This window comes from Arthrobacter jinronghuae, assembly GCF_025244825.1.
GTDB lineage: Bacteria > Actinomycetota > Actinomycetes > Actinomycetales > Micrococcaceae > Arthrobacter_B > Arthrobacter_B jinronghuae.
The window spans coordinates 1066820-1091257 of record NZ_CP104263.1 but is presented as its reverse complement, the minus strand read 5'-3'; the positions used below and the strand labels follow the sequence as shown (position 1 = coordinate 1091257).

Genomic DNA, 24438 nt, shown 5'->3' with positions numbered 1-24438 from the left:
CGCACCAGCAACAGTAGGTATCCACATGACTCTGATCCCCGTCGACCTCGAAGAACTAACCGCCGCCGCGCACGCGTGGGCGGACAGTGACCCTGACCCGGACACCGCCCGCGAACTCCGCGCCCTCCTCCGCACCCTCGCGGACACGGACGGTGCGGACGGCGCAGACGAAGCTGCGGCGGACCTGGCGGACCGGTTTGCCGGCACGCTCGAGTTCGGAACTGCTGGGCTGCGTGCGGAGCTGGGCGCCGGTTCCCGCCGGATGAACCGTGTGGTGGTGCGGCGCACCGCTGCCGGCATCGCCTCCTTCCTGCAGGACACAGCCGGCGACAACTGGACCCCCAGTGCCGTGATCGGCTACGACGCCCGGTACAAGTCGAAGGACTTCGCGCTGGAAACGGCTGCCGTTTTCGGTGCCGCCGGCATCGAAACCTTCCTGCTGCCCTGCACGCTTCCGACGCCGCTGCTCGCCTACGCGGTGCGTGCCCTGGACACGGACGCGGGTGTGATGGTCACTGCCAGCCACAACCCTGCCGCCGACAACGGCTACAAGGTCTATCTGGGCGGCCGGACGGTCAAGGGCCCCGGCCGCGGGGCGCAGATCGTCACACCGTACGACGCCGAGATTGCGGCACGGATCGACTACACCGTTCCGCTGGACTCCATTGAGCTGGCACCGGACGGCTACACGGAAGTTTCCGAGTCGCTGATCGCTGACTACATCGGAGCCGTGGACAATCTGGCACACCGCGAGGGCTACCCGGCCCGGGACCTGGACATCGTCCTCACGCCCATGCACGGCGTCGGCGGCGAAACCATGTCGGCCGTACTTCGCGGCGCCGGGTTCACCTCGGTGACCCTGGTTCCGGAACAGGCGCTGCCGGACCCGGACTTCCCCACCGTTGCCTTCCCGAATCCGGAGGAACCCGGGGCGCTGGACCTGGCCCTGAAGCTTGCCGCCGAGCGGAACGCGGACCTTGTCCTTGCCAATGATCCCGACGCCGACCGCGCCGCCGTCGCCGCCAAGGACCCTGCCACGGGCGAATGGCGCATGCTGCGCGGGGACGAAGTGGGTGCCCTGCTGGGCCGCCACATTGCCCGGCGGATCGCTGCCGGCCGCTGGAAGGTACGGGGTGAGAAAACCCGCTCCGGCGTTGTTTTCGCCAACTCGATTGTTTCCTCCCGCCTGCTGGCCCGCATCGCGGACGCTGCAGGATTTGAGCACCAGGAAACCCTGACCGGCTTCAAGTGGATCTCCCGGGTGCCGAAACTGACCTACGGCTACGAAGAAGCACTGGGCTACTGCGTTGCCCCCGGACTGGTCCGGGACAAGGACGGTATCTCCGCCGGCCTGCTGCTGGCCGAGCTGGCCGCGGCGCTGAAAGCGAAGGGCCGGACCCTCTTTGACGAACTTGACGAGCTGGCCCTGGAGCACGGCCTGCACCAGAGCGACCAGCTCTCCGTCCGGGTGGAGAACCTGGGCCTGCTGACCGAAATGATGCAGCGGCTGCGCGAGCACCCGCCCGTCTCCTTTGCCGGCTCCCCGGTGGAAACCGCCGTCGACCTTTCCGAAGGCGCCAACGGGCTGCCGCCCACGGACGGGCTGCGGTACATTACCCGTGACAACACCCGGGTCATCATTCGCCCCAGCGGAACCGAGCCCAAGCTCAAGTGCTATCTCGAGGTGATTGAGCCCGTCGGTTCGGCGGCTGAGCTGCCGGCTGCGCGTTCCAACGCACGTGCAACCCTGGACGCAGTGCTGGCGGACGTACGGAAGGCCCTGGGACTCTAACCTAAGCGGGAGGCCGGCATGGGACGGCTGATCTACACCAGCATCACTTCGCTCGACGGGTACATAGCGGACGAGTCCGGGTCCTTTGACTGGAGCATGCCCGATGAAGAGGTCCACTCCTTCGTCAACGGGCTGGAGCGCGACGTCCACACGCACCTGTTGGGCCGGCAGCTGTATGAGGTGATGGCTTACTGGGACACCGTTCCCGCTGAGGACGAGCCGCCTGCCATCCACGATTACGCGCGGATCTGGCAGGCGGCGGACAAGGTGGTCTTCTCCCGCACCCTCACCGGCCTCTCCGCGCCGCGCACGCGGCTGGAACGGGAGTTTCGCCCCGCTGCCGTGCGGGCACTCGTGGAGGAGTCCGACGGCGACGTGTCCGTGGGCGGGCCGAACCTCGCCGGCCAGGCGCTGCAGGCGGGACTCGTTGACGAGCTGCAGCAGCTGCTCTCCCCCGTGATTGTCGGCGGCGGGAAACGGTTCCTGCCGGACGGTTTGCGGCTGGACCTGGAGCTGCTGGAGGAGAAGCGGTTCGCCAACGGCGTCGTGTTCCTGCGGTACCGGGTCCGGGACTGAGCTTCCTGCGTCCGGTTACGCCAGCAATGCCGTGGCCAGCGGCAGGCGGCTGCCGCTGGCCAGGAGCGTCCCCACCTGCTCGGCTGTGAGCGGCCGGCTGAAATAGTAGCCCTGGCCGCTGCAGCAGCCCATGTCCTGCAGCAGTTCAGCCTGCTGCAGGGTCTCTATCCCTTCGAAGACGGCTTCCATTCCGGCGGCTTGGATAAGCCTATGGACGGCGTCCACGAACTGCAGCTGCCCTTCGTCGCGGCTGATTTCGGCGATCAGCGCCCGGTCCACCTTGACTGTGTCCACCGGCAGGCGCCGCAGGTAGCTGATGGAGGAATAGCCCGTGCCGAAATCGTCAATTTCCAAGCGGACGCCCAGGGCTTTCAAGGCCCGCAAGGAATAGGTCTCTACTTCCCCGCTGCCCACGAAGGCGCTCTCGGTGATCTCCAGAGTGAGATCCTCGGGCGCGGCGCCGGTTTCCCGCAGCTGCGCCCGGACGTAGTCGACAAGGTCCATGCTCTGCAGCTGGGACGGGGAGACATTGACGCGGATATGGAAGCCGTTCTGGTCCTGACCCGCCGCGCGCCACGCAGACAATTGCTCCAGGGCAGACCGCAGCACCCAGCGGCCGATCCCCAGAATGGCGCCGCTTTCCTCCGCCAGCGGAATGAAGATATCCGGCATGACCAGTCCCTGGGTGGGATGTTCCCACCGCAGGAATACCTCCACACCCTGCATTTGCCCGCTGACCAGGTCAACGACGGGCTGGTAGACCAATCGAAACTCGCTGCGTTCAACGGCCTTGCGCAGGTCAGCGGCCATTTCCCGTCGCAGTTGGCGGGCGTAGAGCATTACCGGTTCGAATAGCCGCACCAGGCCGGGGCCGTTTTCCTTCGCCTCGTACATGGCCGTGTCTGCCCGGAGCAGCAGGTCCTCGGCGGATTGCCCAGCTTCGGCCAGGTGCACGCCGATGCTCGCACGGGGCCAGACGTCCAGTCCCTCAACAACGGTCCGAACGCCCAAAGCAGCCTGGATCCCTTCCGCGGCCGCGAGTGCCGATAGCCGCGCAACCTCAGGGAGCAGGACGGCGAATTCGTCGCCGCCGAGCCGCGCTACAACGCTTCCCTCCGGCACCGAGGCGACCAACCGGACCGCTACTTCCTGCAGCACCAGATCCCCGGCTTTGTGCCCAAATCCGTCGTTGATTTCCTTGAAACCATCGAGATCAATCATCAGCACGGCAGGTGCGGATTCCCCACCGTGCCAGTCCGTCAGAGCCCGCTCCACCTGCTGCATCAAGTCAATCCGGTTGCTCAGTCCAGTGAGCGGATCCGAAAGCGCCATTCGCTGCACCTGTTGGTGTGCTTCGCGGAGTTCCAGCGTGCGGGACTCCACCCGCTGCTCCATGTCCTGGTACATGTCGTCCAGTTCCGCTGCCAGGAGGTTGATGCCCGTGCTGACGGCATCAACCTGGTCCCGAGCGGATGAAACCGGAATCCGGGACGTGAGGTTTCCCGCTGCGATCCTCACAATGCCTTCGACGATCTGGCCGAGGCGCGGGTCCGCCGGCAGGTCCCCGGCTCCCTCTTGTGAACGAATCACGTGTCGTACCTTCTAAGCCAGTTCAGAGCATCGCCTTCCTGCGAAAAATACCGGGTGGGACAAGGCTGGACCTCTCCGCCGAGCAGAAAATTCGCGATCACCCGGTCCACCGGAGAAACACCGATGACGGCGACGGCTGCCAAGGAGCGCGCGGCGCTGAAGACGTCCCGGGCACTACGGGAAATGGATTCCACACCCGTCAGCGTCAGAAGCAGCGGGAGACTGTGCTCGGCCGCCAGTTCATCGATCTTCTCGGCAGCAGCGACAGCCATGGAACCAGTAATCACCTCGCCGGCAGGCAGCACTAACTCAAGGTGCCCCTCATCGGACAGGTTTACCAAAGCCTCCGCGCGGGGTGAAGGGTTTTGAATCCCGTCTTCAAGGTCGGCACCTGCACTTTCCAGGACGCTGAGCGAGACGCTGTCACGGAGCGCTCCGGAGCTGTTGTGCTGCACTGTTTCCTGTCTTGCCATTGCTTCCCCCAAGTCGCCGCGCAGGACCTCAATGCAGCGGAATATGCTTCACTATGCCAGCCGCCTTAGTTGGTGGGCGGCTTCGTCGGTGGCTCTGTTTGTATTGTGCGCCTTGAACGCCTAAATATCGAGGATCGCAGCCACCAACTTATTTCAAGCCCGGACTATAGGGCTGTGTTGGAGATTGCGGTGACGAGTTCGCGCGCTTCGGATGCAAACACGTCCGCACCAACCTGGCCGAGGATCTTTTCGCTTTGCTGTGCATATTCCAGTGCCTCGCTCTTCCGTTCCAGGACATGGAGACAGCGACCTAGCATTAAAAGCGTCCGTCCTTGTAGGAACAGGTGGGTACCGGCAATCTGCTTTTCAAGTGAACGTAGAGTTTCCTCGGCTTTGACCGCGTTACCGGACTCCAGCTCCCACCACGCTCGCGTGATGGCAATTTCCAACCGGTCCATTTCCGTCACCCCTGCAACACCAAAGGCCACTTCTGCCCGATCGAGACATTCTCCGGTTTCCGGCTGCACGAGTCCGGCCACCAATCGCATGTGGGCTGAAGCCTTATTGAACAGCGCCCAAACACCTACGTCGTTCAGGAGGCTGAAGGAATCCGCTGCCAAGCGATGGTAATTCAATCCTTCATCAACCCTTCCGGACAAAAACGCCGCATTGCCTACTGTCCAGTAGGCCATGCCTGCCACCCGAGGGGGCGCTTCTGTGGGCAACATTTCAATCAGCCGCATGGCTTCCTGCCACGCACCTTCGGTATCTCCGTCTTCAGCCAATGCCGCAATGAGGACATGCTGGACGCTGAGCCTGCTATCTGAGGAAAGTTCCTGCATAGGAAGGTTTGATGCTTCACGCGCAGCCGACAGCGCTTCTTCCATCTGGCCCAAGTCATGTAACGCCCTGGTCATGAGCACTCTGACACGTGATTCATAGTCTGCGTACTCCTTGATAGCAGCGGTCGTGAGCAGTGACGTGCAGGTTTCGATGCAATCCTCCATTAAGCCCATTTCCAATTGGATTTCGCCCACATTGAAGGTCATGCGGCAGAAGCTCCGGCTGTCGTTCGCCAGTGTCGCCGCCTCGGCTGCAACTCGGGAATGGCTTATCGCGAGGGCAAAGTCTCGCCGTCCCTTGGCTTGATTTGCACGATATTCGTTCAATACAAGCACCGCATTGCTATCCATGGCCGAGCACCTTCTCGTAGTAAGAACCTGCATGCACTGAAGCTCATTGTCACTCCACCGCATAAATATCGCGAAAGCTAGGGGACGTTGCTCCTCAGCGTCCAAGGATCAACTTATCCGATGGTTTCCTGCAAAAGGCTCAGTCAGGAGGAAGGACCTCCGAATATATAGCTATACTCCAGTTGTCGAGATCGACCGGATAATTTAGGAGCAAAAAATGAAGAAACTCGGTGCAGCACTGGTACTTGCCGCAGTCATTGCAGGAGCAGGCGTGGCAGCCCCAGCCTCAGCCTCGGCAGCTCCGCTTTCCCCGACCAGCAGCACGGCAAAGCCGTTTAGCATGTGGCCGCACGGCTAATCACCTCAGAAAGCTGAAGGGCCCGGGTGCGACGCGAGGGTGCGTGGCATCCGGGCCTCTGACGTTCGGGCTGCACTTGGTCCCACACCCGCCCGTTACTGCACCGCCACCACCGTGATCTCGACCACGCGGCAGCACTGCCCTGTGGCAAGATAGATCCCATGTCTACACCCATTGCCTCGTATATTGATCACACGCTCCTCAAACCCGAGGCCAGCCGCGACGACATCCTCCGGGTCTGCTCCGAAGCCGCTGAGTACCAGTTCAAGTCCGTCTGCGTAAACCCGATCTGGGTCGGCACCGTCCGCAACGCCCTGAAGGGCAGCGGAGTGCTCACCTGCTCGGTTATCGGCTTCCCGCTGGGAGCCACTACCACCGAGGTGAAGGTCTTCGAAGCCCAGGGCGCGCTTCAGGACGGCGCCGATGAGATCGACATGGTCATCGACATCGCCGCAGCCCGGCGCGGAGACCGTGCAGCCCTGGTCCGCGACATCGCAGCTGTAGCCGACGCCGTGCACGCCGCCGGCGGCATCCTCAAGGTCATCATCGAAACCTCGCTGCTCAATGATGAGCAGAAGGTCCTGGCCTGCGAGGCTTCCGTCGAAGCCGGAGCCGACTTCGTGAAAACCTCCACCGGTTTCAACGGCGGCGGAGCCACCGCCGAAGACGTTGCCCTGATGCGCCGCACCGTCGGCCCGGACCTCGGCGTCAAGGCTTCCGGCGGCGTCCGTTCGCTCGAAGATGCACAGGCAATGATCGACGCCGGCGCCACGCGTATCGGAGCGAGCTCCGGAATCGCTATTGTTAATGGAAGCAAAGCCACGTCGGACTACTGACCGGCATAGCTACTGACACTTTTTGAAACGGAGAACTTCATGGTTGGAACACGGTCAAAGCAGCCTTCACACTCAGGCGAGGGCCATCTGGTCAGCAACATCCTCATCTTTGCCGTGATGTTCGCCATCTTCCTCGGCGCCATCTACGCGGTGAACTGGCTGACCCTGGACAACGTGTGGCCGATGGCCATTCTGCTGGTCGCCGCCACCGGCATGTACCTCGTTGCGTTCAGCATCGGGCGTTCCGACACCACCACGGAGTTGGCCAAGGGTTACTCACACAACGAGTAGTCTTCCTGCGTAAACAGTGATGCACCCCAGCCCGCGGGCTGGGGTGCATCACTGTTTAACTGAGTAGTCGCCGGGGCTAAGCAGGTGTGTCCTACTCTTCGCCGCCGTGCCCCACCGTCCCTACATTCGGTTTATGACTACTACCATGACCCGCAGGCAGTGGCGCCGGAACCGGGCCCTGCAGCAACGCATCGTCCTCGTCGGTTACTCGGTACTGACCTCCTGCGTAGTGGCCGCCGCCGCGGTCTTCGTCATTGCGGTGACGGGCTAGCCTCCGACTTACTCCTTGAACACGGCATCGAGCACCTGCTTGGCCCAGGCCAGGATTTCGGCGTCTACCAGATCCCTGCCGCCGATCCGGGCGGTCTTCGGCTTCGGTACCAGCACGGCGTTCAGCGCCGGCTTCACGAGCGCCCCGGGATACATCCGCTGCAGCCGCATGGTCCGCGATTCGGGCAGGTCCGCCGGTGCGAACTTGATGAAGTTGCCCTGCAGCGCGACGTCGGTCAGGCCGGCGGCACGTGCATCCACCCGGAAGCGGGCAACATCGATCAGGTTCTTCACTTCCTGCGGGGGCTCGCCGTAACGGTCCACCAGTTCGGCCAGCACTTCGTCGATCGCCTCGTTGGTGAGCGCAGACGCCAGCTTGCGGTAGGCCTCCAGCCGCAGCCTCTCCCCCGGAACGTAGTCGTGCGGGAGATGGGCGTTGACCGGCAGCTCGATCTTCATTTCGGCCGCCTTCTCCTCGGCCTCGCCCCGGTAATCGGCCACGGCTTCGCCCACCAGCCGGATGTACAGGTCAAAGCCGACGCCGGCAATGTGGCCGGACTGTTCCCCGCCCAACAGGTTGCCGGCACCGCGGATCTCCAGGTCCTTCATCGCCAGCTGCATGCCGGCCCCCAGCTCGTTGTGCGTGGCCACGGCCTTCAGCCGTTCCAGCGCCACCTCGCCCAGCGGCTTCTCCGACGGGTACAGGAAGTAGGCGTACGCCCGCTCCCGGCCGCGGCCCACCCGGCCGCGCAGCTGGTGCAGCTGTGAAAGCCCGAAGTGGTCCGCACGGTCCACGATCAGGGTGTTGGCATTGGAGATGTCCAGGCCCGTTTCGATGATGGTGGTGCACACCAGCACGTCGAAGCGCTTCTCCCAGAAATCCACGATGATCTGCTCAAGCTTGGACTCGCTCATCTGGCCGTGGGCGACGGCGATCCGCGCCTCCGGCACCAGTTCCCGCAGATGCGCGGCTGTCCGGTCAATCGAGGACACCCGGTTGTGGACAAAGAACACCTGGCCCTCGCGCATGAGTTCGCGGCGGATGGCGGCGGAGGCCTGCTTGTCCGTGTAGGGGCCCACATAGGTGAGCACCGGATGGCGTTCCTCCGGCGGGGTGGCCAGGGTGGACGTCTCGCGGATACCGGTGAGGGACATTTCCAGGGTGCGGGGAATCGGGGTGGCGCTCATGGCCAGCACGTCCACGTTGGTGCGCATCTTCTTCAGCGCTTCCTTGTGTTCGACGCCGAAGCGCTGCTCCTCATCCACGATCACCAGGCCCAGGTCCTTGAACTGGACCTCCTGGGACAGCAGGCGGTGGGTGCCGATGACGACATCGACCGAGCCGGTCTTGACGTCCTCGATAGTTGCCTTGGCCTGCTTGGCGGTCTGGAAGCGCGAGAGCGAATCCACCCGGACCGGGAAGCCGGAGAAGCGTTCGGCGAAGGTCTCCATATGCTGCTGGGCCAGCAGGGTGGTGGGCACCAGCACTGCTACCTGCTTGCCGTCCTGCACGGCCTTGAACGCTGCACGCACCGCGATCTCGGTTTTGCCGTAGCCCACATCGCCGGAGACCAGCCGGTCCATGGGCACTTCCCGCTCCATGTCCGCCTTGACCTCGTTGATAGTGGTCAGCTGATCCGGGGTCTCGACATAGGGGAAGGCTTCCTCGAGTTCACGCTGCCACGGGGTGTCCGCTGCGAAGGCATGGCCCTTGGACGCCATCCGGGCGGAGTAGAGCCGGATCAGCTCCCCGGCGATCTCCTTGACCGCCTTGCGTGCCCGGCTCTTGGTCTTGGCCCAATCGGAGCCGCCCATCTTGGACAGGACAGGGGTTTCACCGCCCACGTACCGGGTGATCTGGTCCAGCTGGTCGGTGGGGACGAACAGCCGGTCCCCCGGCGCCCCGCGCTTGGAGGACGCGTATTCAAGCACCATGTACTCGCGCACTGTCTTGCTGGTGCCGGCACCGGTGGCGCGTTGGATGAGTTCAATGAACTTGCCCACGCCGTGCTGCTCGTGCACCACGAAGTCGCCCTCCTGCAGCTGCAGCGGGTCGACGGCGTTGCGCCGTTTGGAGGGCATCTTGCGCATGTCGCGGGTGGAGTAGGTGCTGGCGCGGCCGAGCAGGTCCGCTTCGGTCAGCAGCCCGGTCTTGAGGGTGTCAAAGACATACCCCCGGCCGGCGCTGGCCGTGGTGATGGCGATGACGCCGGGGCGCGGTTCCTCGTCCAGGGATTCCACCAGCGCTGCGGGAATGTCGTTCTCCCGGAACAGTTCGGCCAGGCGGGAGGCCGGGCCCGGCCCCTCGGTCACCACCACCACGCGCCAGGCGTCCCGGACACGGCTGCCGATGAACTCCATCATTTCCGCTACGTCGCCCCGGTAGCCGCGCGGTTCACGGGCATTGATGGTCAGGGTGTCGATGTCCAGGACGGTTTCGTCGTCGGGGTTGAAGGACGTGATGGACCACCAGGCCACGTCATTGGCGTGCGCGGCAGTGCGCGTATCAGCCAGGGAACGGAAGCTTGCGGCGTCCAGGTCCGAGGCCAGCCCGGCGGAAAGGTCCAGGGGCGCCGCACCGCCGTCGGACGCCGTGGCCCAGGCTGCGGCCAGGAACTCCTCGTTGGTGGCGGCGAGGTCGTGCGCACGGGCCCGGACCTTCTCCGGCTCGATGACCACGGCAATGGATCCACGAGGCAGCTCGCCCATCAGCGGGACCATGGAGTCCACCAGTACCGGAGCCAGGGATTCCATGCCTTCCACGGCAATGCCGCCGGCAATCTTTTCCAGCATGTCCGAGGCTGCCGGCATCTGGTCCTTGAGCTTGGCGGCGCGGCTCATCACCGACGGCGTGATCAGGATTTCGCGGCAGGGCGGGGCGTAGAGCTCGGAGGGGTGGGTGATGTGCTCCCCGGTGAGGGTCCGCTGGTCTGCGACCGCGAACCAGCGCATGGAATCCACTTCGTCGCCGAAGAAGTCGATGCGGATGGGGTGGTCCTCGGTGGGCGGGAAAACGTCAAGGATGCCGCCTCGAACGGCGAATTCTCCGCGGTGGGAGACCATGTCCACCCGCGCATAGGCGGCCTCTGACAGCGCCTGCACCACGGAGTCGAAGGGCTGTTCCTGGCCGACCTTCAGCGCCACCGGCTTGAGTTCGCCCAGTCCGGCAACCAGCGGCTGGACCACGGCGCGCACCGGGGCAACCACAATCTGCACCGGAGCGGTTTCCGGGTGCGCCAGACGGCGGAGCACCGACAGGCGCCGTCCGACGGTATCCGAACGCGGGGACAGCCGCTCGTGCGGCAGGGTTTCCCAGCTGGGGAATTCTTCGATGCCGGCGAGTGGAAGATAGCTGCGCAGGGCGGCCGCCAGGTCCTCCGCCTCGCGTCCCGTCGCCGTCACGGCCAGCACCACCGGCGGAATGCCGTCGCCGGTTACCGCCGCGGCCAGCCCGTCCACGATTTCAGCCAGCAGGGCGGCACGCATGCCCTGCGGAGCCCCGATCTGCAGGTCTTCGCTGCGGCCTGCGGGCGGCCGGGAGGAGAGGGTCCGCACCCTTGCGTACGAGGGGTCCTCAGCGAGGGCGGCACGCAGTCCGTTCAGGCTCATGGGGTGTTTTCTCCTTCATGACGGCAACGCAAATACCCGAAGTCCACAAACGGAACCCCGGGGTTTTCTTCCACATTACCTGCTGCCGGGACAGCGGTCCGGCGCTCGCGCTGAGAGCGGAAAACATACGAAAGCCGGGAAGCCGTTACGCCCGCCCGCAGCGCCGCTGGATCTGGATTTTCCCCGGGGCGCCTGCCACGCTGGAAAAGCACGGGCCACCCGAAGACGGCTGTCTCCCATTCGCCGGATTCGCCTTTCGACAACGTAAGGATTGCCCCATGGCACGCAATGCGACCCTTCTGGCCACGGGATGCGCGGTATTCGCGCTGGCCTTCACCGGCTGCGCGGGCAACCCCGACGGCGACGGCTACAACGATCCCGAAGGTTCCACTTCGTCAGCTTCGTCTTCCGGCCCTTCGCCCTGCGGCACAGGTTCCCCGAACGCCAGCGGAGAAAACTGCCAGGCCGCCGGCGTTCCCGGCATCACTGCCAACCCCGATCGCTGCGGAAAATTCACTGCGTCCCCGACGCCGGGCGGGATCATCGAGGGGACCTTCGGCCCGTACTGCGACGACGCCGTCGCGACCACCTACAGCACTGCCCTGATCCCGGATGACTCCGTCGCCATTGTCAGCGTGGAGGAAAGCCAGGAGGACACCACTGTGCAGCTCCAGGCGCAGAGCTTCGCTGCCAACACCACCTACATCGCCCGGCTGCATGAGGACGGCTGCGGAGCAGATCCAGCGGACTCCGGCGCGGAGTACGAGAGCGGCTCCGGCGGCCTCGCCCTGGACTTCACTACCGACGCGGCGGGCAACGCCACCGCGAGCACCACGGTTCAGTGGACGCTGCCGGACGACGACGCCGAGTCCCTCCTCATCCTCGATGCGGGGCAGGGCGGGGCGGCGGGAGACCCGGTAGGTTGCATCAATCTGGTGCCCTGACCCGTCCGGGACTCCCCGGCCCCGGTTTCGGGGCAGCTGTGCGTGCGGTTTAGGATGAGGGTTGGCTGGCCGGCGGGCTGTACGAGCCCGCGGAATCCGGCAATACCGCTCACCTTACGGAGGACCTATGGCCCTGAACGCATCAACTATCCTGCCCTACGACGTACGGACCGTGACGGACACGTTCGCCGACGAGGGGTTCCTGCGCAGCATGAGCGAGCACGTGGGCGGATCCCTGGTTTCCGCTTCCGTGGACGGTGACACCGCCGGGGCATTTGTCCTCACCGCTGTGCGGACGATGCCCACGGACCGGTTGCCGGACATGGCGAAGAAGTTTGTGGGTGCCACCCTGACCGTGACCCAGAAAGAGCAGTGGGCCGCACCGGCTGCCGACGGATCCCGTGAAGCTGCCGTGGAACTGTCCGTGGGCGGGGTGCCGCTGAAGGTCAACGCCGTGCAGCGGCTGGTCAGCACCCCCGAGGGCACCCGCGTCGATGTTGACGGCAAGGTGGCCTCCAGCATTCCGTTCCTGGGCGACAAGATCGCCAAAGCCGCCGAACCGATGATCGGCAAGGCCCTCACGATCCAGGCAGGCCAGGCCGGCAAGTGGATTGAAAGCCGGAAGAGCTAACCCATGGTCCTCTCCACTCCCCTCGCACTGGTCCTGGTGATTGCCGGCCTCTGGTCCCTCATCGTCTGGCCGCCCTACCTGCGGGACGTCCTGAAGTCCCCGGAGGCTCGGGACGACAAGGGTGCGCCCACCCGGTACATGACCACGAATCTCATGAAGATCAGCACGGCCATGGTCTTCGGACTGGCCACCCTCGTTATCGGTGTCCGCGGCCTGATCGGCTGAACACCCCTGGTGACGCACGCCCCGGCAGTTTCCTGCCGGGGCGTTTTGCTGCCGCGAACTGTCTGCTGGCGGAACCACCTGCTGCCGGTAGGGCCTGCATCACACACGGCCAACCCGATGCAGTTAGACTGGTACACGGTGCGCCGGGAAGTCTGGTCGGCAATAACTTTGCCGTACCCGAATTTGATAGGAATCCTTCATGGCCTCTGATCCCTCCTCCCCCAAGCCCAGCGGCGCACGCACTGTTCTGAGCAGGGGCAGCTACGGCGAAACGCTTCGCATCAGCGAGATTCTCCGCAAGGAAACCGTGGGCGGCATTCTGCTGCTGATCGCTACGGTGGCTGCCCTTATTTGGGCGAACTCTCCGGCTGCAGACACTTACTTCGCCGTGCGTGACTTTGAATTCGGTTACGAGCCGTGGCACCTCAAGCTGAGCATCGGCGCCTGGGCGGCCGACGGGCTGCTGGCCATCTTCTTCTTCCTGGTCGGCCTGGAGCTGAAGAAGGAATTCATTGCCGGTGACCTGAGGGACCTGAAGCAGGCGATCGTACCCATCGCGGCCGCGGTGGGCGGCGTCATTGTCCCCGCCCTGGTCTACGTAGCCGTCAACCTTATTGCCGGTTCGGACGGCCTGCGCGGCTGGGCCATCCCCACCGCCACCGATATTGCCTTCGCCCTGGCCGTCCTGGCGGTCATCAGTTCGCACCTGCCCAGCGCGCTGCGCATCTTCCTGCTGACCCTCGCCGTGGTGGATGACCTCATCGCCATCGCCATCATTGCCTTCTTCTACTCCGAAGACGTGCACCCGGGCTACCTGCTGTGGATGCTGCTGCCGCTGGCCGCGTTCACGTTGCTGGTCCAGCGTGTCCCGCGCTTCTTCGGCACCCGCGGCTGGGCCGCCTGGGTGATCCTGCTGCCCCTTGGTATCGCCGTTTGGGCGCTGATGCATGCCTCCGGCGTCCACGCCACCGTGGCGGGGGTGCTGCTGGGCTTTGCGGTTCCGGTGCTGCGCCGCGGCCCGGACCGGCAGAAACTGCCCGCCAACCCGGACGCCCCCGGCCTCTCCGAAATCTTTGAGCACCGTTTCCGGCCTGTCTCCACGGGCTTTGCAGTTCCGGTATTCGCGTTCTTTTCCGCCGGCGTGGCCCTGGGCGGCTGGAGCGGCATGGGTGCTGCGGTTACGGACCCGGTGGCGATCGGAATCATCCTGGGCCTCGTTGTCGGTAAGCCCATCGGTATCCTGTTCACCACCTGGGCCGTGACCACAGGCACGCGCGCAAAGCTTGACGCGGATGTGCGCTGGATTGATCTGGCAGGAATCGGCATTCTGGGCGGGATCGGCTTCACCGTTTCCCTGCTGGTCAATGACCTGAGCTTCGAGGTCGGTTCGCTGCACAACGACGACGCGAAGGTCGGCATCCTCGTGGCCTCGGTGTTGTCGGCCCTGCTGGCTTCAGCCCTGCTGACGGCTCGGAACCGGCGCTACCGCCTGATCGAGGCGGAGGACCGGCGCGACGATGACCAGGACGGCATTCCCGATGTCTATCAGGACGGGGAGGGGCGTTAGGGGTTAGCTGCAGAAGAACGAGGCGAGGTAATAAGCGTTAGCGGGCCCAGGGGTCTGCGCGGCTCTTGCCAGCACCTTCGTTTCATCAACCGCTGCGGGAAGGTTGCCCGGCGCCCCGTCAACGTAAGCTGTTGTGACGGAAATGCTCATTCGGTCGCCCCAGGAGAGAGAATCGGCGAGGCCCGGCAGGTCCTTCAGCACCAAAACTCCGTTATTGGGGATGACATAGGACCGCGGCGTCTTGCCTGTAACAGCCACAGTGGCCACTACGCTCACGTCCGCCGGAAGCGCTTCCGCGGGCGAAAAAACAATACGAACAACGCTGACAGTTAACGGCTGGCTGCACCGCACATCACCCTTCAGCGCCGGCAGCGGTGGCCGTACCGTCTTGCCGGAGATCGAGAGATTTGTCGAGGCACTCCAATAGGCATACGCGGCAGGTCCGCCCACGCCCAGGATCACGGTCAGGACGAAGGCCACAGCAGCAGTCTTGAAGCCCCGCTGGGCGCGCAGACGAGCGAACCAGCCCGGACCCTTCGCCGGTTCTGTTCCCGCCTCAGGAGCAGCCCCCAACTGCTTGTCACACATATCTTCTACTCCAGACCCGAAGAACCACGGCCGCAGTGAACGCCACCGACATTGCTATCAGGAGCGTACCGGACAGAGACCGGATCACCGGTTCCACCGTGCTCTGGACCCGGGCGTCCAAGACCTGGGGCTCTGCAGTCCGGCCCGGCGAATCCGTGCCGTTCGGAGTCCGAACGGCAGGACGGTCCGTTACCGCTCCCGCCGGGACGGCCTGCGGACCGCCGGGAGATGTGCTGCTGCCGGGCAGGGCAACCAGTGAGCCCGGTGCCGGGGCCGCCCCGCCGGCATCCGAGCGGGCGCCGCCTGCCTGGGGACGTTCTTTGTTTCCGCCTGTGCCGGATCCGCCGTTCACGGTTCCGTTCTCTCCGCCGGGTCCGCTGTTGCCCGGTCCGTCGCCATCCGTTCCGCCGTTGAGAACGTCGCACGCCGGCCGGGCACCAAGTCCGGCCTCCGTCGACTCGAGGTAGAAGAGCAGGTCGAATTCGGCTTCTCGGTTTCGCGTGGCGTTGGGGGCGTCAAGGGACATGTCGACGGCGAAGGTCAGCGCAACCTCTTCCCCTCCGCCCAGGTTCCAGGTGGCGGGTACGTCCAGGCAGCTACCGGAGCTTCCGAGCACCATCCGTCCGGAAAGAGATGAATTCGGCCCCGCGGCGAGGCCGAGGTACCCGTTCAGCTCGGGATCAGATCGCACCATGACCGCAGCGGTACTCAACCGGGCCGGATCGGCGCTGTTGTTCCGGATCCAGACCGTAGCGGCCTGCCCGGTTCCGGGAATGTAGGTTACGGATTCGTCGAACAGCGGCCCTTGCAGGGTGGGACTGTAACGGTTGCCGTCTGCACTGAATTCAAGGTAGTTATCAGCTGCCCCGGCGCTCGGGGCACCAGCGAGGGATACGGTGCCGGCCAGCGTGAGCACGGCGGATGCTCCGAGCAGCTGCCGGGCCCCCTTGGTTGGTTTTTTCATCAAACGCCTGCGGGCGTGCGGTAACTCATCGAGTGCCGGTGCTTGGCGGGAGTGTCACAGTCGCAGTCGGTGAGGATGGGATCGTCGTATTCCAGCGGATCGGCGTACTCGGGGTGGTCGTCGCCCGTGGACTCGGCGTCATCGCCGTAGCCGCCCTCTCCCGGGCCGTCGCCGTTCCGGGACGGGTCCAGGGAATCGTCCTGGGAACCGTTCTCGCGCCGCTTGGCAAGTGAGCCGCGGACCAGGGAGATGACACCGTAACCCATCAGCGCAACGGCGCCCCACTGGGCTGCCGCTCCACGGTCCGAGTTGCCAAGCGCGTTGGCCACGAAGCCCACAAACGGCACCGCGTAGAAGAGCTTGCCGCGTACCTGGAGCTCGCGGACGGGCAGCTCGTCTTCGACGTCGTTGTTGTCGCCCTTGGTGATGAACTCCAGTTCGCCGCTCTGCGCTGCGCTAATGGCGGTGATGCGGTGCGTGATGACAGCGGGGCTGCCGGACTCGATCTGGTAGGTGATGATGTCGCCTACCCGGAGTTCTTCGAACGGCACGGGCTTGACCACCAGGAAGGTGCCGGGCGCGTACTTGGGGGCCATGGAGCTGGTCAGGACACTGTAGGTCTGCGATCCGGTAAGTAGGGGTACCACCACCAAGACGAGGGCGGCCAAAGCGGCCAGGCAGAGGGCCAGGTAGCTCAGGCCGGCACCGAGGAAGCCCAGGGGGCTGGCTGAGGCTGCTGCTTTCCTGCGACCGCTCATGGTTTCTTCCTGTCCATTGTGGATTACTTGACCGGCGCCGTCTGCGCGACGGTGAGGGTGATTGTGCTGGCGATGGTCCGCCCCAGATAGGCGATGGGAGTGTTGGGGTTAAGGTCCGCCTTCAGGCAGATCTTCTGCGGCGCGTCCTTGGCAAGGACGGGTGCCGGTGGAGTTGCGGTGTACTGGGTCGCGGCGACGAGGTCGCAGGCGGTTGCAATAGGGACCGTTGCTGCCGTCACCGTCAGGTATCCGTCAAAGCCTTTGACCGGACCCAGTCCAACCAGACTGGCCTGGAGGCGAAGCGGCGAACTCTCGGTGACGTTTACTGCGTTCTCAACGGTGACGGACTGATATCTTGGCTGGCCCTTGGCCACGTCACCTACGTTGAGCGTCAGGGGTCCGGGTGTCATCGGGCTCCCGTTGACCAGGATGTTGAAGTCGGCTGCCTGAATGGTGCCGGCGTTCGAGGGAGCTGCGGTATTCCATAAGGCGTAGGTTCCCTGGACGGTCATCAGACCGAGCACCACGGCGGCGAGGATCAACCCTGCTGCCTTCAGTGTGCTCTTCATGATCCGCCTTCAGGGGGAACAGGCTGTGCGCGGAGCGTGCGCGCCGCGCACAGCCAGGGGTTAGAACAAGGTGGCGATAGCCGGTGTTACTTGCCGGCGGCGGGAGTAGCGGCCGGGGTGGCGGTGGGAGCCGGCAGCGCCTGCTGATCCAGCTTGTAGGAGACCTTCGCGAAGTCGGCCAGCGCGTTGGTGCTGCTGCGCAGATCAGTGTCCTGCTTGAAGGTGAACTTAGCGGAGGCGGTGATCTTCTGCACAGCGTTGCTCGACTTCAGGATGGCGTCCTTGACGTCATTACCGCTGGCATCCTGAACCACCACGTTATCGATGGTGACGTTCTGCGCCACGAAGGTGCTGGTGGGAAGGCCCTGGATGGACAGCTTGGCCTGCATCAGATCACCTGTGAGCTTCACGTCCATGGTCTGGCTGTAGGTCAGGACATCGCCCGGGACCACCTTGTAGTCAGCAATTCCATTGGTCGGATCCAGGTCCACCTTAGTGCCGTAGGCGTTGGTCCAGACACCGGGCTTCGTGATCAGTTCCAGGTCACCGGCTGCGATCTGGCCGGCGTTGACATTCTCCGTCTGGTTCCAGACGGCCAGGGTGCCGCCGCCGCCGAGCAGCATTGCCGAGCCGATACCGATTGCCAGTGCGCCCTTGGTCATCTTGTTCATCATGTCCCCTTGTTCCGTGTAACCCGTTTTGGCTTTGGAAGGTTTTCCTTGCCGCTGGGTATTACTTTGCCGCCCGCTCCTCAAGAAACAACGCCGCCCAAACACAGGGTTCGTGAAACATTCCGGCAAAGCTCAAGCGCCACACAAGGTAACCTCAAAACCAGCGCATCCGGCCGGCTCCGGCCCGGGAACCAGCCCTATTCGAAGCTTGAGGACATGAGAACCACCACTGCCCCGTTCCGCATCCTGACCGTCTGCACCGGCAATATCTGCCGCTCCCCCATGGCCGAGCGTCTGCTCCAGGCCGGCCTGGACAGCCTGGCCCCCGGCGAATTCGAAATCACCAGTGCCGGCACCGGCGCACTGGTGGGCTCGGGCATCGAGCCGCACGTGGCCGGGTTCGTGAATATCTTCGGCGGCGACTCCTCAGGGTTCACCTCACGCCAGCTCACTGCGGAGATCCTCCAGGGCCAGGACCTGGTGCTGGCCCTGACCCGGGGGCACCGGAGCAAGGTGGTGGAACTGGCGCCGGGATTGCTGCGGCGCACCTTCACGCTGCGCGAGCTGGCCCGCCTGCTCCCCCTGGTGGACGCCGATCCCGACGCCCCCGCCGCCGAGCGCTGGCAGGCAGCCATGTCCCGGGCGCTGCGGTTGCGCAGCGCGCACCCGGCGGGACCGGAAGAAGATGACGTGGTGGACCCGTACCGCCGCAGCGACGCCGTCTACCAGCAGATGGTCCGCGAGCTCACCCCGGCCGTGGATGAGCTGCTCGCCTGGGAGCGCCGCTACCGGTGAACCTGGTCATCCGGGATAGACGACGACGGCGGCTGCTGGCCGGGCTCTTCCTCCTCTATATAGGGGCGGTGGGGTTCATCGCGTTCTGGCCCTCCCCGGTGGACGCCGGATCGGCCGGCACCCTCCGCGCCGTCCTGACGGCCCTGCACAGCCACGGCGTGCCCGTCTGGGTCAACTACGCCCTCGTGGAGTCCGTCGCGAACGTGGTCCTGTTTGTTCCCTTCGGCGTCCTGGCCGCTGCGTACCTCACGGCACGTTTCGCCTGGCTGGCCGCCGTCGTCGGCATGGCCGCCTCCTGCGCCATCGAAGCCGGGCAGCATGTGTTCCTGCCGGCGCGCTACGCCACGGTCTACGACGTCATCGCCAATTCCCTGGGCGTGGCGCTCGGCACGTTGGTGGTCTACGCCGCCCGCAGCCGGAAAGACGATTAACGCCATGCCTGCAATCAGGCCTCCAATATTGCCTCGATCTTGAGCGTTGCAGGCAACTTTTCCTGAGGTTCGGGTGAGACCGTGGGACATCAGCCGGGAGTATTCGGCTGGCTTCCATCAGGCTCCCAACGCCCGACGGCGACCCCACACCGAAGGATATTTTGTTTGTCTCCCACTCCCCCGCAGCCCCCACCGGTATGGCCAACGAGCCCGCCCTCCGCTGCACAGGCAGGTCCGCGGACGCAGAACGCCGCTGCCCGTCACCGCCGGAGCGCCAGCTGATGACGCCTCAGGAAGAACTCGAGGCGCGGCTGATCTCCATGGACAGGCTGCGGGAACTCAGCGACCAGGTCGGCGTGGAATCCTGCCGCCGGTTCGTCTCCAACTTCACTTCCATGTGGGAAGGCCGGTTCACCCGCCTTCACCAGGCGGTGCAGGGCCGGGACTTCGACGCCGCCATGGATGTGGTCCTCAGCATCAAGATTTCCAGCCACATGGCCGGGGCCGAACGGCTATCCGCCCTGGGCGCCGCGGCACAGGACCTCGTAGCACGCCGCGATGTGCGTGGACTCGACGAAATGGTGACTGCTGTCCGCGCCTGCGGTGCCGAAACCATGGCCTATTTGAACGAGTCAGACCTCTTTTCCGCGGCATAAGTCCCGGCCTTCCCATCCCGGCCGCCGGCGCTCCACCGTGAGCGCGGTCACGGAGGCGACATACCCCCGGTATCGTTAGACCCTGTTGTGTTTTACGAGGGGGTAACGCGTGTCGCGGTTGTCGCAGTCGACGCTGAAATTATTCGGCATTTCGTCCCAATTCCATGAACTTCCGCTGCGGTACCGGACCGCCGTGAGCCAGGCGCCGCTCGTCGTCGTTGTGGCGCTGATCTGCGCCGTTGCCGCCTGGCAATTGCCGGAGGTCTTCCAGCGGCGGGAATTCGTTGCTGGCCTAGTTACGCTGGCCGTTGTCACCGCCGTGTGCATTGCTCTTCCCTGGAACCGGTTCTGGTATCCGTCCTACTGGATCATCCCGCTGCTTGACTTCGTGGCTATCGCCCAACTCCAGCACGGCAGTGCCGGCATTCTTACCGGGCTGAGCCTGCTCCACGTTTTCCCCGTGTTCTGGATGTCCTGGTCCCGCGTCTCGCCGCCGGCCGCCCGGTACCTGAGCTTCTTCTGCCCCCTGCTGTCCGTATGGCACCCGTTCATCCTCGGCATGTCCGGTCCGGTCAGCGGCGCGGATCTCAGCGCCCCTCTGCTCGTTCCACTGGTGAGCCTGGGCGTCGCGATCACCGTGTCCGTGCTGCGCGAAGACATCCGTTCCCAGCGCGAGACGCTGGAGAACAAGGACCGGCTGCTCGAGGCCGCGCTGGCGGAGAGCAAGCGGCAATCCCGGCAACTCGACGGGGTGCTGAACGCCATCAACGTCGGTGTCCTCCTGGTGGACGAGGACGGCGTGCCACGGCATATGAACCGCCGCCAGCGCATGCTGCAGGAACGGGCGCTGCCCCCGGGCACGGTCCACCCGCATGAACGCGATCTGTTCCTCTACACAGTTGACCGCACCACTCCCGTACCCCTCGAACAGCGTCCCGTTGCCCGCGCCCTGCGCGGCGCAGACTTCAGCGACCTACAGCTGTGGCTGGGCCCGCCCGGCAGCCAGATGGCCATGAACGTCTCCGGGGCCGTGCTGCGCAACGACGACGGCGGCTTCAACGGTGCGGTGATTGTTTTCGCGGATGTCACGGCCATGGTTGGTGCGCTGGCTGCAAAGGACGACTTCGTGGCCAGCGTCTCGCACGAACTGCGCACCCCGCTGACGTCGATCATGGGTTACCTGGATCTGGCGCTGGACGAGGCAGAAGAGACCGGTTTGCAGGGCTCCATTCCAGGCTCACTGCGGGTGGCGCTGCGCAACAGCGAGCGGCTGCTCCGCCTGGTGTCGGACCTGCTCACCGCAGCCTCGGGCACGGTCCAGCTGGAATCCCGGCCCATGTGCCTGGCAGAGATCATCCGCACCAGCCTCCGCGCTGCGGGGACCAGGGCCAGGGAGGCCGGCGTCGACCTGGTCAACGATGCCCCGGCAGAGCTGCCGATGTTCGCGGACCCGCACCGTATTGCGCAGGTCCTGGACAACCTGCTTTCCAACGCCGTCAAATACTCCCCCGACGGCGGCACGGTCACGGTCAGCGCGTGGCGCGAAGGGGACCGTGCGGTGTTCCGGGTGGCAGATACCGGCATGGGTATGTCCGCGGATGACGTGCATGATGTCTTCGAGAAATTCTTCCGCACCGGCACCGTTCGGCAGGCGGGCATCCCCGGCGTCGGGCTCGGCATGGCCATCAGCAAGGACATCGCCGAGGCGCACGGGGGCAGTATCCGGGTGGAGAGCACACTGGGCCGCGGCACCAGCTTTACCGTCGAACTCCCCGCGGGCGTGCCGGCGGGCGTTTAGCGGCGGATCAGGCCTGCGGAGCCAGACGGTAGCCGACGCCGCGTACGGTTTCGAGCCAGCGCGGAGCCTTCGAATCGTCCCCTAGTTTGCGGCGCAGGTTACCCACGTGCACTTCCACGGTCCGCTCATCCGCGTCACTGATGAAGGATCCGGTGTCGTATTCCTCGCCCCGCAGCCGCCGGACCAGGTCCGTCTTGGTTCGCACCAGGCGGCCGCCCTCCAGGAGGGCCTGCAGCAGGTCGAACTCGGTGCGGGTGAGCTCTACGCCCTTGCCGTGGATTTCAGTGGTGCGCGTACCCGGGTTCAGGGTCAGACCGTTGTGGGCAAGCGTGCCTGCGGCAGCTGCGGGGGCCGGGGCCGCGGCCTGCACCGCGGGGGCTCCGGTTCCCTGGCCGCTGGATGAAGAAGCATCAATGGAAACGGGCGTCTCGGCGTCGCCAGCAGACTCCCCGCGGGGACGGCGGAGCATGGCTGAAATCCGGGCCCGCAGTTCCCGGGGCCGGAAGGGCTTGGTGATGTAATCATCCGCGCCTGCTTCAAGCCCCATGAGGGTGTCAAGCTCTTCGGCACGGGCAGTGAGCATCACAATGTAGGCATCGCTGAACTGCCGCAGCTGCCGGATCACCTCAAACCCGTCAATGTCCGGAAGGCCCAGATCCAACGTGACCACTGTCGGATTGTGCAGCCGAACCGCTTCAACTCCTTCGGAGCCGTTCGGAGCGGTATAAACCTTAAAACCTGACTGCTGCAGAACCGCGTTAAGAAGATCGCGAATATCGGCATCGTCCTCAATAATGACGGCTACACGTTGAATTTCCATGTTCTATTTTTTCCTGTCCTGCGAGACCTTCTGATTCCCCGCTCCCCTTACCCGGTATCTTACAGCTTCCCCCCTATAATCTGACGTACCACTATGGGAATCCGGGGGTTCCGTTTTTATGTCCAGTCTCAAAGCCCAAGTGGCCACCCTGACGGGTATGAAACTGCAGTTCAACGAACTGAGTCTTCGCCGGAGGCTGCTGGTGAGTCAACTGCCGCTGCTGATTGCCGTTGTTGTGGCGCTGGTGATTACTGCGGCGGTGGCTCCGGCCGTATTGGACAGCCTCGGCTTTCGATTTGCGACGGTGCTTCTTGCCGCTTTGACAGCGGCATGCGTGGTGGTCCCGTGGGAACGGTATTCACCGTTGGCTTACTGGTGTATTCCCGTGCTGGACTTCGCCGTTGTGGGCGGTCTCTATTACGAGGGCCGCGACTCGGTGATCGGGCTGAGTTTCCTCGCAGTCTTCCCCGTTTTCTGGATGGCCTGGTCTGGTGCGGCACCGCGCAGGGCGTGGATACTCGGTTACGTCTGCACCACACTGCTGCTATGGGCTCCGCTGTTCACGCAGGTAGGCGGCATCCCCGCCCTGGACGAGTTGCTGGCCCCCCTTCTGATCCCGTTCGTCATGCTGGGTATCGGCGTAGTGATCTCGACGATGGAATCGGATACTACGGCCCAGCAGAAACGGCTTGTGGCGATCGAGTCCGAGCTGCAGGCCAGCCTGGGGGAAACGCACCGCCGCTCACAGCTGCTGGACGCCGTGCTGGAAACGGTCGATGTGGGCGTGATGGCGGTTGACGCGGAAGGCCGGACCATCCTGATGAACAGCCGCCAGCGGATCAACCATGCGTTGGCCGGCCTCACCGATGGAGCTGACACGGGCAGCGACGCCCGGATTTACGGTCTGGACCAGATCACCCCCGTATCTGCGGCGGAAAGGCCTTCGCAGCGGGCTATGCGCGAGGAATCATTTTCGGACGTCATTGTCTGGGTCGGAACCGGGGAACGGCAGCGCGCCCTCGCCGTCTGTGCCCGCGCCATGCACGAACAGGGAGAATTCGCCGGGTCTGTGCTGGCCTACAGCGATGTCACGGAGATGGTCAATGCACTCAACGCCCGGGAGGACTTTGTCTCCAGTGTCTCCCACGAACTGCGGACCCCGCTGACCTCGATCATTGGCTACCTCGACCTTGTGGTCGACGACGAAGAGACCTCCCGTCTTCCCGGGCACCTCGTGAACGCCCTGGAGGTGGCGCAGCGCAACGCGGAGCGGTTGCTGCTGCTGGTGGCGGATCTGCTGACCACGGCCTCCGGAACCATGCACCTGCAGCGCTCCGAAACCGATGTCGCCGAACTGGTGCGCGTTGCTCTGGACTCCGCCCGGCCCCGCGCCACCGCCATCGGTGTGGACCTGGACTGCGACTGCGAAGCGGAGCTGCGTGCCTCGGTGGATCCGGACCGGATCTCGCAGGTACTGGACAACCTGCTCTCCAACGCCATCAAGTACTCCCCCGACGGCGGCAAGGTCACCGTCCGCTCCCGGAAGGAGGACGGGAACCTGGTTTTGGAGGTGGAGGACACCGGTATCGGCATGAGCGAGGCGGACCAGCGGGACGTGTTCACCAAGTTCTTCCGCACCGGCCAGGTCAAGAAGGCCGCCATTCCCGGGGTCGGCTTAGGCCTGGTGATCACCAAATCGATAGTGGAGGCCCACGGCGGCCGGATTTCTTTCAGCTCGGAGCTGGGGGCCGGTAGCACGTTCCGGGTCGAAATCCAGCTGGAGACCCGAAGATCAAGACAAGACTGATAAGACAGACCTGCAACCCGGGATGCGGGCCATCATTTGCTCGATAAGCGACAACTGATTTGCGGCGCGGTTCGTAGAACTCAGGACGAAAGTCGCAAATCCAATCCCCTTCGTGCGCCTCCCGACATCCAAGTTTCCGTCAGCCTATATTAGCGGCACGACTTTCTTGACACGACCACCCCTAGAGATTCACGGTCCGGCACCCGTCAGCACATGCGGTCCGTTT

General features: G+C 64.6%; 24 protein-coding genes. 14 read left to right on the top strand and 10 right to left on the bottom strand.

Features of this window, described 5'->3' with window-relative positions; genetic code table 11:
* Positions 1-25: 25 nt before the first annotated feature.
* Complete coding sequence (locus N2K98_RS04990) at positions 26-1792, top strand: phospho-sugar mutase (RefSeq protein WP_255798608.1); 1767 nt, start codon at positions 26-28, stop codon at positions 1790-1792.
* 18 nt (positions 1793-1810) lie between these two features.
* The gene (locus tag N2K98_RS04985; RefSeq protein WP_255866238.1) at positions 1811-2368 is read left to right on the top strand and encodes a dihydrofolate reductase family protein; all 558 of its coding nucleotides are present in this window, start codon (positions 1811-1813) and stop codon (positions 2366-2368) included.
* Positions 2369-2383: 15 nt separating this feature from the next.
* Here the strand turns inward: N2K98_RS04985 and N2K98_RS04980 are convergent, their stop codons facing one another.
* From N2K98_RS04980 to N2K98_RS04970, 3 genes are all read right to left on the bottom strand, one after another.
* A complete protein-coding gene (locus tag N2K98_RS04980) occupies positions 2384-3958 on the bottom strand; it encodes a putative bifunctional diguanylate cyclase/phosphodiesterase (RefSeq protein WP_255866237.1) in 1575 nt (524 codons plus the stop codon).
* Complete coding sequence (locus N2K98_RS04975; protein WP_255866236.1) at positions 3955-4431, bottom strand: DUF7793 family protein; 477 nt, start codon at positions 4429-4431, stop codon at positions 3955-3957. Before N2K98_RS04975 ends, N2K98_RS04980 begins: the two co-directional genes overlap by 4 nt.
* Before the next feature lie 164 nt (positions 4432-4595).
* Complete coding sequence (locus N2K98_RS04970) at positions 4596-5624, bottom strand: hypothetical protein (protein WP_255866235.1); 1029 nt, start codon at positions 5622-5624, stop codon at positions 4596-4598.
* A 519-nt stretch (positions 5625-6143) separates the two neighbouring features.
* Between N2K98_RS04970 and deoC the strand changes: the two genes are divergently transcribed.
* From deoC to N2K98_RS04955, 3 genes are all read left to right on the top strand, one after another.
* Positions 6144-6818, top strand: a complete 675-nt coding sequence (gene deoC, locus N2K98_RS04965) for a deoxyribose-phosphate aldolase (protein WP_227924335.1) — start codon at positions 6144-6146, stop codon at positions 6816-6818.
* A gap of 39 nt (positions 6819-6857) precedes the next feature.
* Positions 6858-7109 carry a hypothetical protein gene (locus N2K98_RS04960; protein WP_146363517.1) on the top strand — a complete coding sequence of 84 codons (252 nt, stop codon included), beginning with the start codon at positions 6858-6860 and terminating at the stop codon, positions 7107-7109.
* A gap of 133 nt (positions 7110-7242) precedes the next feature.
* Positions 7243-7380 (top strand): hypothetical protein, encoded by a 138-nt coding sequence (locus N2K98_RS04955; RefSeq protein WP_255798601.1) that lies wholly within the window; start codon positions 7243-7245, stop codon positions 7378-7380.
* Positions 7381-7388: 8 nt separating this feature from the next.
* Here the strand turns inward: N2K98_RS04955 and mfd are convergent, their stop codons facing one another.
* A complete protein-coding gene (gene mfd / locus N2K98_RS04950; RefSeq protein ID WP_255866234.1) occupies positions 7389-10988 on the bottom strand; it encodes a transcription-repair coupling factor in 3600 nt (1199 codons plus the stop codon).
* Positions 10989-11266: 278 nt separating this feature from the next.
* On the opposite strand from mfd, the gene N2K98_RS04945 reads away from it, so the two are divergent.
* From N2K98_RS04945 to nhaA, 4 genes are all read left to right on the top strand, one after another.
* Positions 11267-11932: a hypothetical protein gene (locus tag N2K98_RS04945; protein WP_255866233.1), complete on the top strand. Its 666-nt coding sequence runs from the start codon at positions 11267-11269 to the stop codon at positions 11930-11932.
* 127 nt (positions 11933-12059) lie between these two features.
* A complete protein-coding gene (locus N2K98_RS04940) occupies positions 12060-12563 on the top strand; it encodes a DUF2505 domain-containing protein (protein ID WP_229952412.1) in 504 nt (167 codons plus the stop codon).
* Positions 12564-12566: 3 nt separating this feature from the next.
* Complete coding sequence (locus tag N2K98_RS04935) at positions 12567-12788, top strand: SCO4848 family membrane protein (RefSeq protein WP_255866232.1); 222 nt, start codon at positions 12567-12569, stop codon at positions 12786-12788.
* 199 nt (positions 12789-12987) lie between these two features.
* Complete coding sequence (gene nhaA, locus N2K98_RS04930) at positions 12988-14355, top strand: Na+/H+ antiporter NhaA (RefSeq protein ID WP_255866231.1); 1368 nt, start codon at positions 12988-12990, stop codon at positions 14353-14355.
* A 3-nt stretch (positions 14356-14358) separates the two neighbouring features.
* Here the strand turns inward: nhaA and N2K98_RS04925 are convergent, their stop codons facing one another.
* The 5 genes from N2K98_RS04925 to N2K98_RS04905 all read right to left on the bottom strand — a co-directional run bounded on the left by N2K98_RS04925 (position 14359) and on the right by N2K98_RS04905 (position 17908).
* The gene (locus N2K98_RS04925; protein ID WP_255866230.1) at positions 14359-14835 is read right to left on the bottom strand and encodes a hypothetical protein; all 477 of its coding nucleotides are present in this window, start codon (positions 14833-14835) and stop codon (positions 14359-14361) included.
* A 100-nt stretch (positions 14836-14935) separates the two neighbouring features.
* Entirely contained in the window at positions 14936-15907 is a 972-nt protein-coding gene (locus N2K98_RS04920) for a hypothetical protein (protein WP_255866229.1), read from the bottom strand.
* On the bottom strand, positions 15907-16665 hold the full coding sequence (locus tag N2K98_RS04915; protein ID WP_255866228.1) for a signal peptidase I: 759 nt from the start codon (positions 16663-16665) through the stop codon (positions 15907-15909). Before N2K98_RS04915 ends, N2K98_RS04920 begins: the two co-directional genes overlap by 1 nt.
* A gap of 23 nt (positions 16666-16688) precedes the next feature.
* On the bottom strand, positions 16689-17234 hold the full coding sequence (locus N2K98_RS04910) for a hypothetical protein (protein ID WP_255866227.1): 546 nt from the start codon (positions 17232-17234) through the stop codon (positions 16689-16691).
* 86 nt (positions 17235-17320) lie between these two features.
* Positions 17321-17908, bottom strand: a complete 588-nt coding sequence (locus tag N2K98_RS04905; protein WP_255866226.1) for an alternate-type signal peptide domain-containing protein — start codon at positions 17906-17908, stop codon at positions 17321-17323.
* Positions 17909-18121: 213 nt separating this feature from the next.
* Here N2K98_RS04905 and N2K98_RS04900 point away from each other — a divergent pair, with 213 nt between their 5' ends.
* The 4 genes from N2K98_RS04900 (at position 18122) to N2K98_RS04885 (ending at position 21585) form a co-directional block, all read left to right on the top strand.
* Positions 18122-18700 carry an arsenate reductase/protein-tyrosine-phosphatase family protein gene (locus N2K98_RS04900; RefSeq protein ID WP_255798591.1) on the top strand — a complete coding sequence of 193 codons (579 nt, stop codon included), beginning with the start codon at positions 18122-18124 and terminating at the stop codon, positions 18698-18700.
* Positions 18697-19131, top strand: a complete 435-nt coding sequence (locus N2K98_RS04895; RefSeq protein ID WP_255866225.1) for a VanZ family protein — start codon at positions 18697-18699, stop codon at positions 19129-19131. Before N2K98_RS04900 ends, N2K98_RS04895 begins: the two co-directional genes overlap by 4 nt.
* A gap of 161 nt (positions 19132-19292) precedes the next feature.
* Positions 19293-19787 (top strand): Hpt domain-containing protein, encoded by a 495-nt coding sequence (locus tag N2K98_RS04890; RefSeq protein ID WP_255866224.1) that lies wholly within the window; start codon positions 19293-19295, stop codon positions 19785-19787.
* A gap of 193 nt (positions 19788-19980) precedes the next feature.
* Positions 19981-21585, top strand: a complete 1605-nt coding sequence (locus N2K98_RS04885) for a sensor histidine kinase (protein ID WP_255866223.1) — start codon at positions 19981-19983, stop codon at positions 21583-21585.
* A gap of 7 nt (positions 21586-21592) precedes the next feature.
* Here N2K98_RS04885 and N2K98_RS04880 read toward each other — a convergent pair whose 3' ends face one another.
* Complete coding sequence (locus N2K98_RS04880) at positions 21593-22405, bottom strand: response regulator transcription factor (RefSeq protein ID WP_255866222.1); 813 nt, start codon at positions 22403-22405, stop codon at positions 21593-21595.
* Between the two features lie 157 nt (positions 22406-22562).
* Between N2K98_RS04880 and N2K98_RS04875 the strand changes: the two genes are divergently transcribed.
* Complete coding sequence (locus N2K98_RS04875; RefSeq protein ID WP_255866221.1) at positions 22563-24212, top strand: sensor histidine kinase; 1650 nt, start codon at positions 22563-22565, stop codon at positions 24210-24212.
* Positions 24213-24438: the final 226 nt, after the last annotated feature.

Excerpts from the sequence above, each read along its gene's own strand:
- N2K98_RS04990 (WP_255798608.1), top strand. The coding sequence starts at position 26 with ATGACTCTGATCCCCGTCGACCTCGAAGAACTAACCGCCGCCGCGCAC.
- N2K98_RS04985 (WP_255866238.1), top strand. The coding sequence starts at position 1,811 with ATGGGACGGCTGATCTACACCAGCATCACTTCGCTCGACGGGTACATA.
- N2K98_RS04975 (WP_255866236.1), bottom strand. The coding sequence starts at position 4,431 with ATGGCAAGACAGGAAACAGTGCAGCACAACAGCTCCGGAGCGCTCCGT.
- N2K98_RS04970 (WP_255866235.1), bottom strand. The coding sequence starts at position 5,624 with ATGGATAGCAATGCGGTGCTTGTATTGAACGAATATCGTGCAAATCAA.
- deoC (WP_227924335.1), top strand. The coding sequence starts at position 6,144 with ATGTCTACACCCATTGCCTCGTATATTGATCACACGCTCCTCAAACCC.
- N2K98_RS04960 (WP_146363517.1), top strand. The coding sequence starts at position 6,858 with ATGGTTGGAACACGGTCAAAGCAGCCTTCACACTCAGGCGAGGGCCAT.
- N2K98_RS04955 (WP_255798601.1), top strand. The coding sequence starts at position 7,243 with ATGACTACTACCATGACCCGCAGGCAGTGGCGCCGGAACCGGGCCCTG.
- mfd (WP_255866234.1), bottom strand. The coding sequence starts at position 10,988 with ATGAGCCTGAACGGACTGCGTGCCGCCCTCGCTGAGGACCCCTCGTAC.
- N2K98_RS04945 (WP_255866233.1), top strand. The coding sequence starts at position 11,267 with ATGGCACGCAATGCGACCCTTCTGGCCACGGGATGCGCGGTATTCGCG.
- N2K98_RS04940 (WP_229952412.1), top strand. The coding sequence starts at position 12,060 with ATGGCCCTGAACGCATCAACTATCCTGCCCTACGACGTACGGACCGTG.
- N2K98_RS04935 (WP_255866232.1), top strand. The coding sequence starts at position 12,567 with ATGGTCCTCTCCACTCCCCTCGCACTGGTCCTGGTGATTGCCGGCCTC.
- nhaA (WP_255866231.1), top strand. The coding sequence starts at position 12,988 with ATGGCCTCTGATCCCTCCTCCCCCAAGCCCAGCGGCGCACGCACTGTT.
- N2K98_RS04920 (WP_255866229.1), bottom strand. The coding sequence starts at position 15,907 with ATGAAAAAACCAACCAAGGGGGCCCGGCAGCTGCTCGGAGCATCCGCC.
- N2K98_RS04915 (WP_255866228.1), bottom strand. The coding sequence starts at position 16,665 with ATGAGCGGTCGCAGGAAAGCAGCAGCCTCAGCCAGCCCCCTGGGCTTC.
- N2K98_RS04910 (WP_255866227.1), bottom strand. The coding sequence starts at position 17,234 with ATGAAGAGCACACTGAAGGCAGCAGGGTTGATCCTCGCCGCCGTGGTG.
- N2K98_RS04905 (WP_255866226.1), bottom strand. The coding sequence starts at position 17,908 with ATGATGAACAAGATGACCAAGGGCGCACTGGCAATCGGTATCGGCTCG.
- N2K98_RS04900 (WP_255798591.1), top strand. The coding sequence starts at position 18,122 with ATGAGAACCACCACTGCCCCGTTCCGCATCCTGACCGTCTGCACCGGC.
- N2K98_RS04880 (WP_255866222.1), bottom strand. The coding sequence starts at position 22,405 with ATGGAAATTCAACGTGTAGCCGTCATTATTGAGGACGATGCCGATATT.
- N2K98_RS04875 (WP_255866221.1), top strand. The coding sequence starts at position 22,563 with ATGAAACTGCAGTTCAACGAACTGAGTCTTCGCCGGAGGCTGCTGGTG.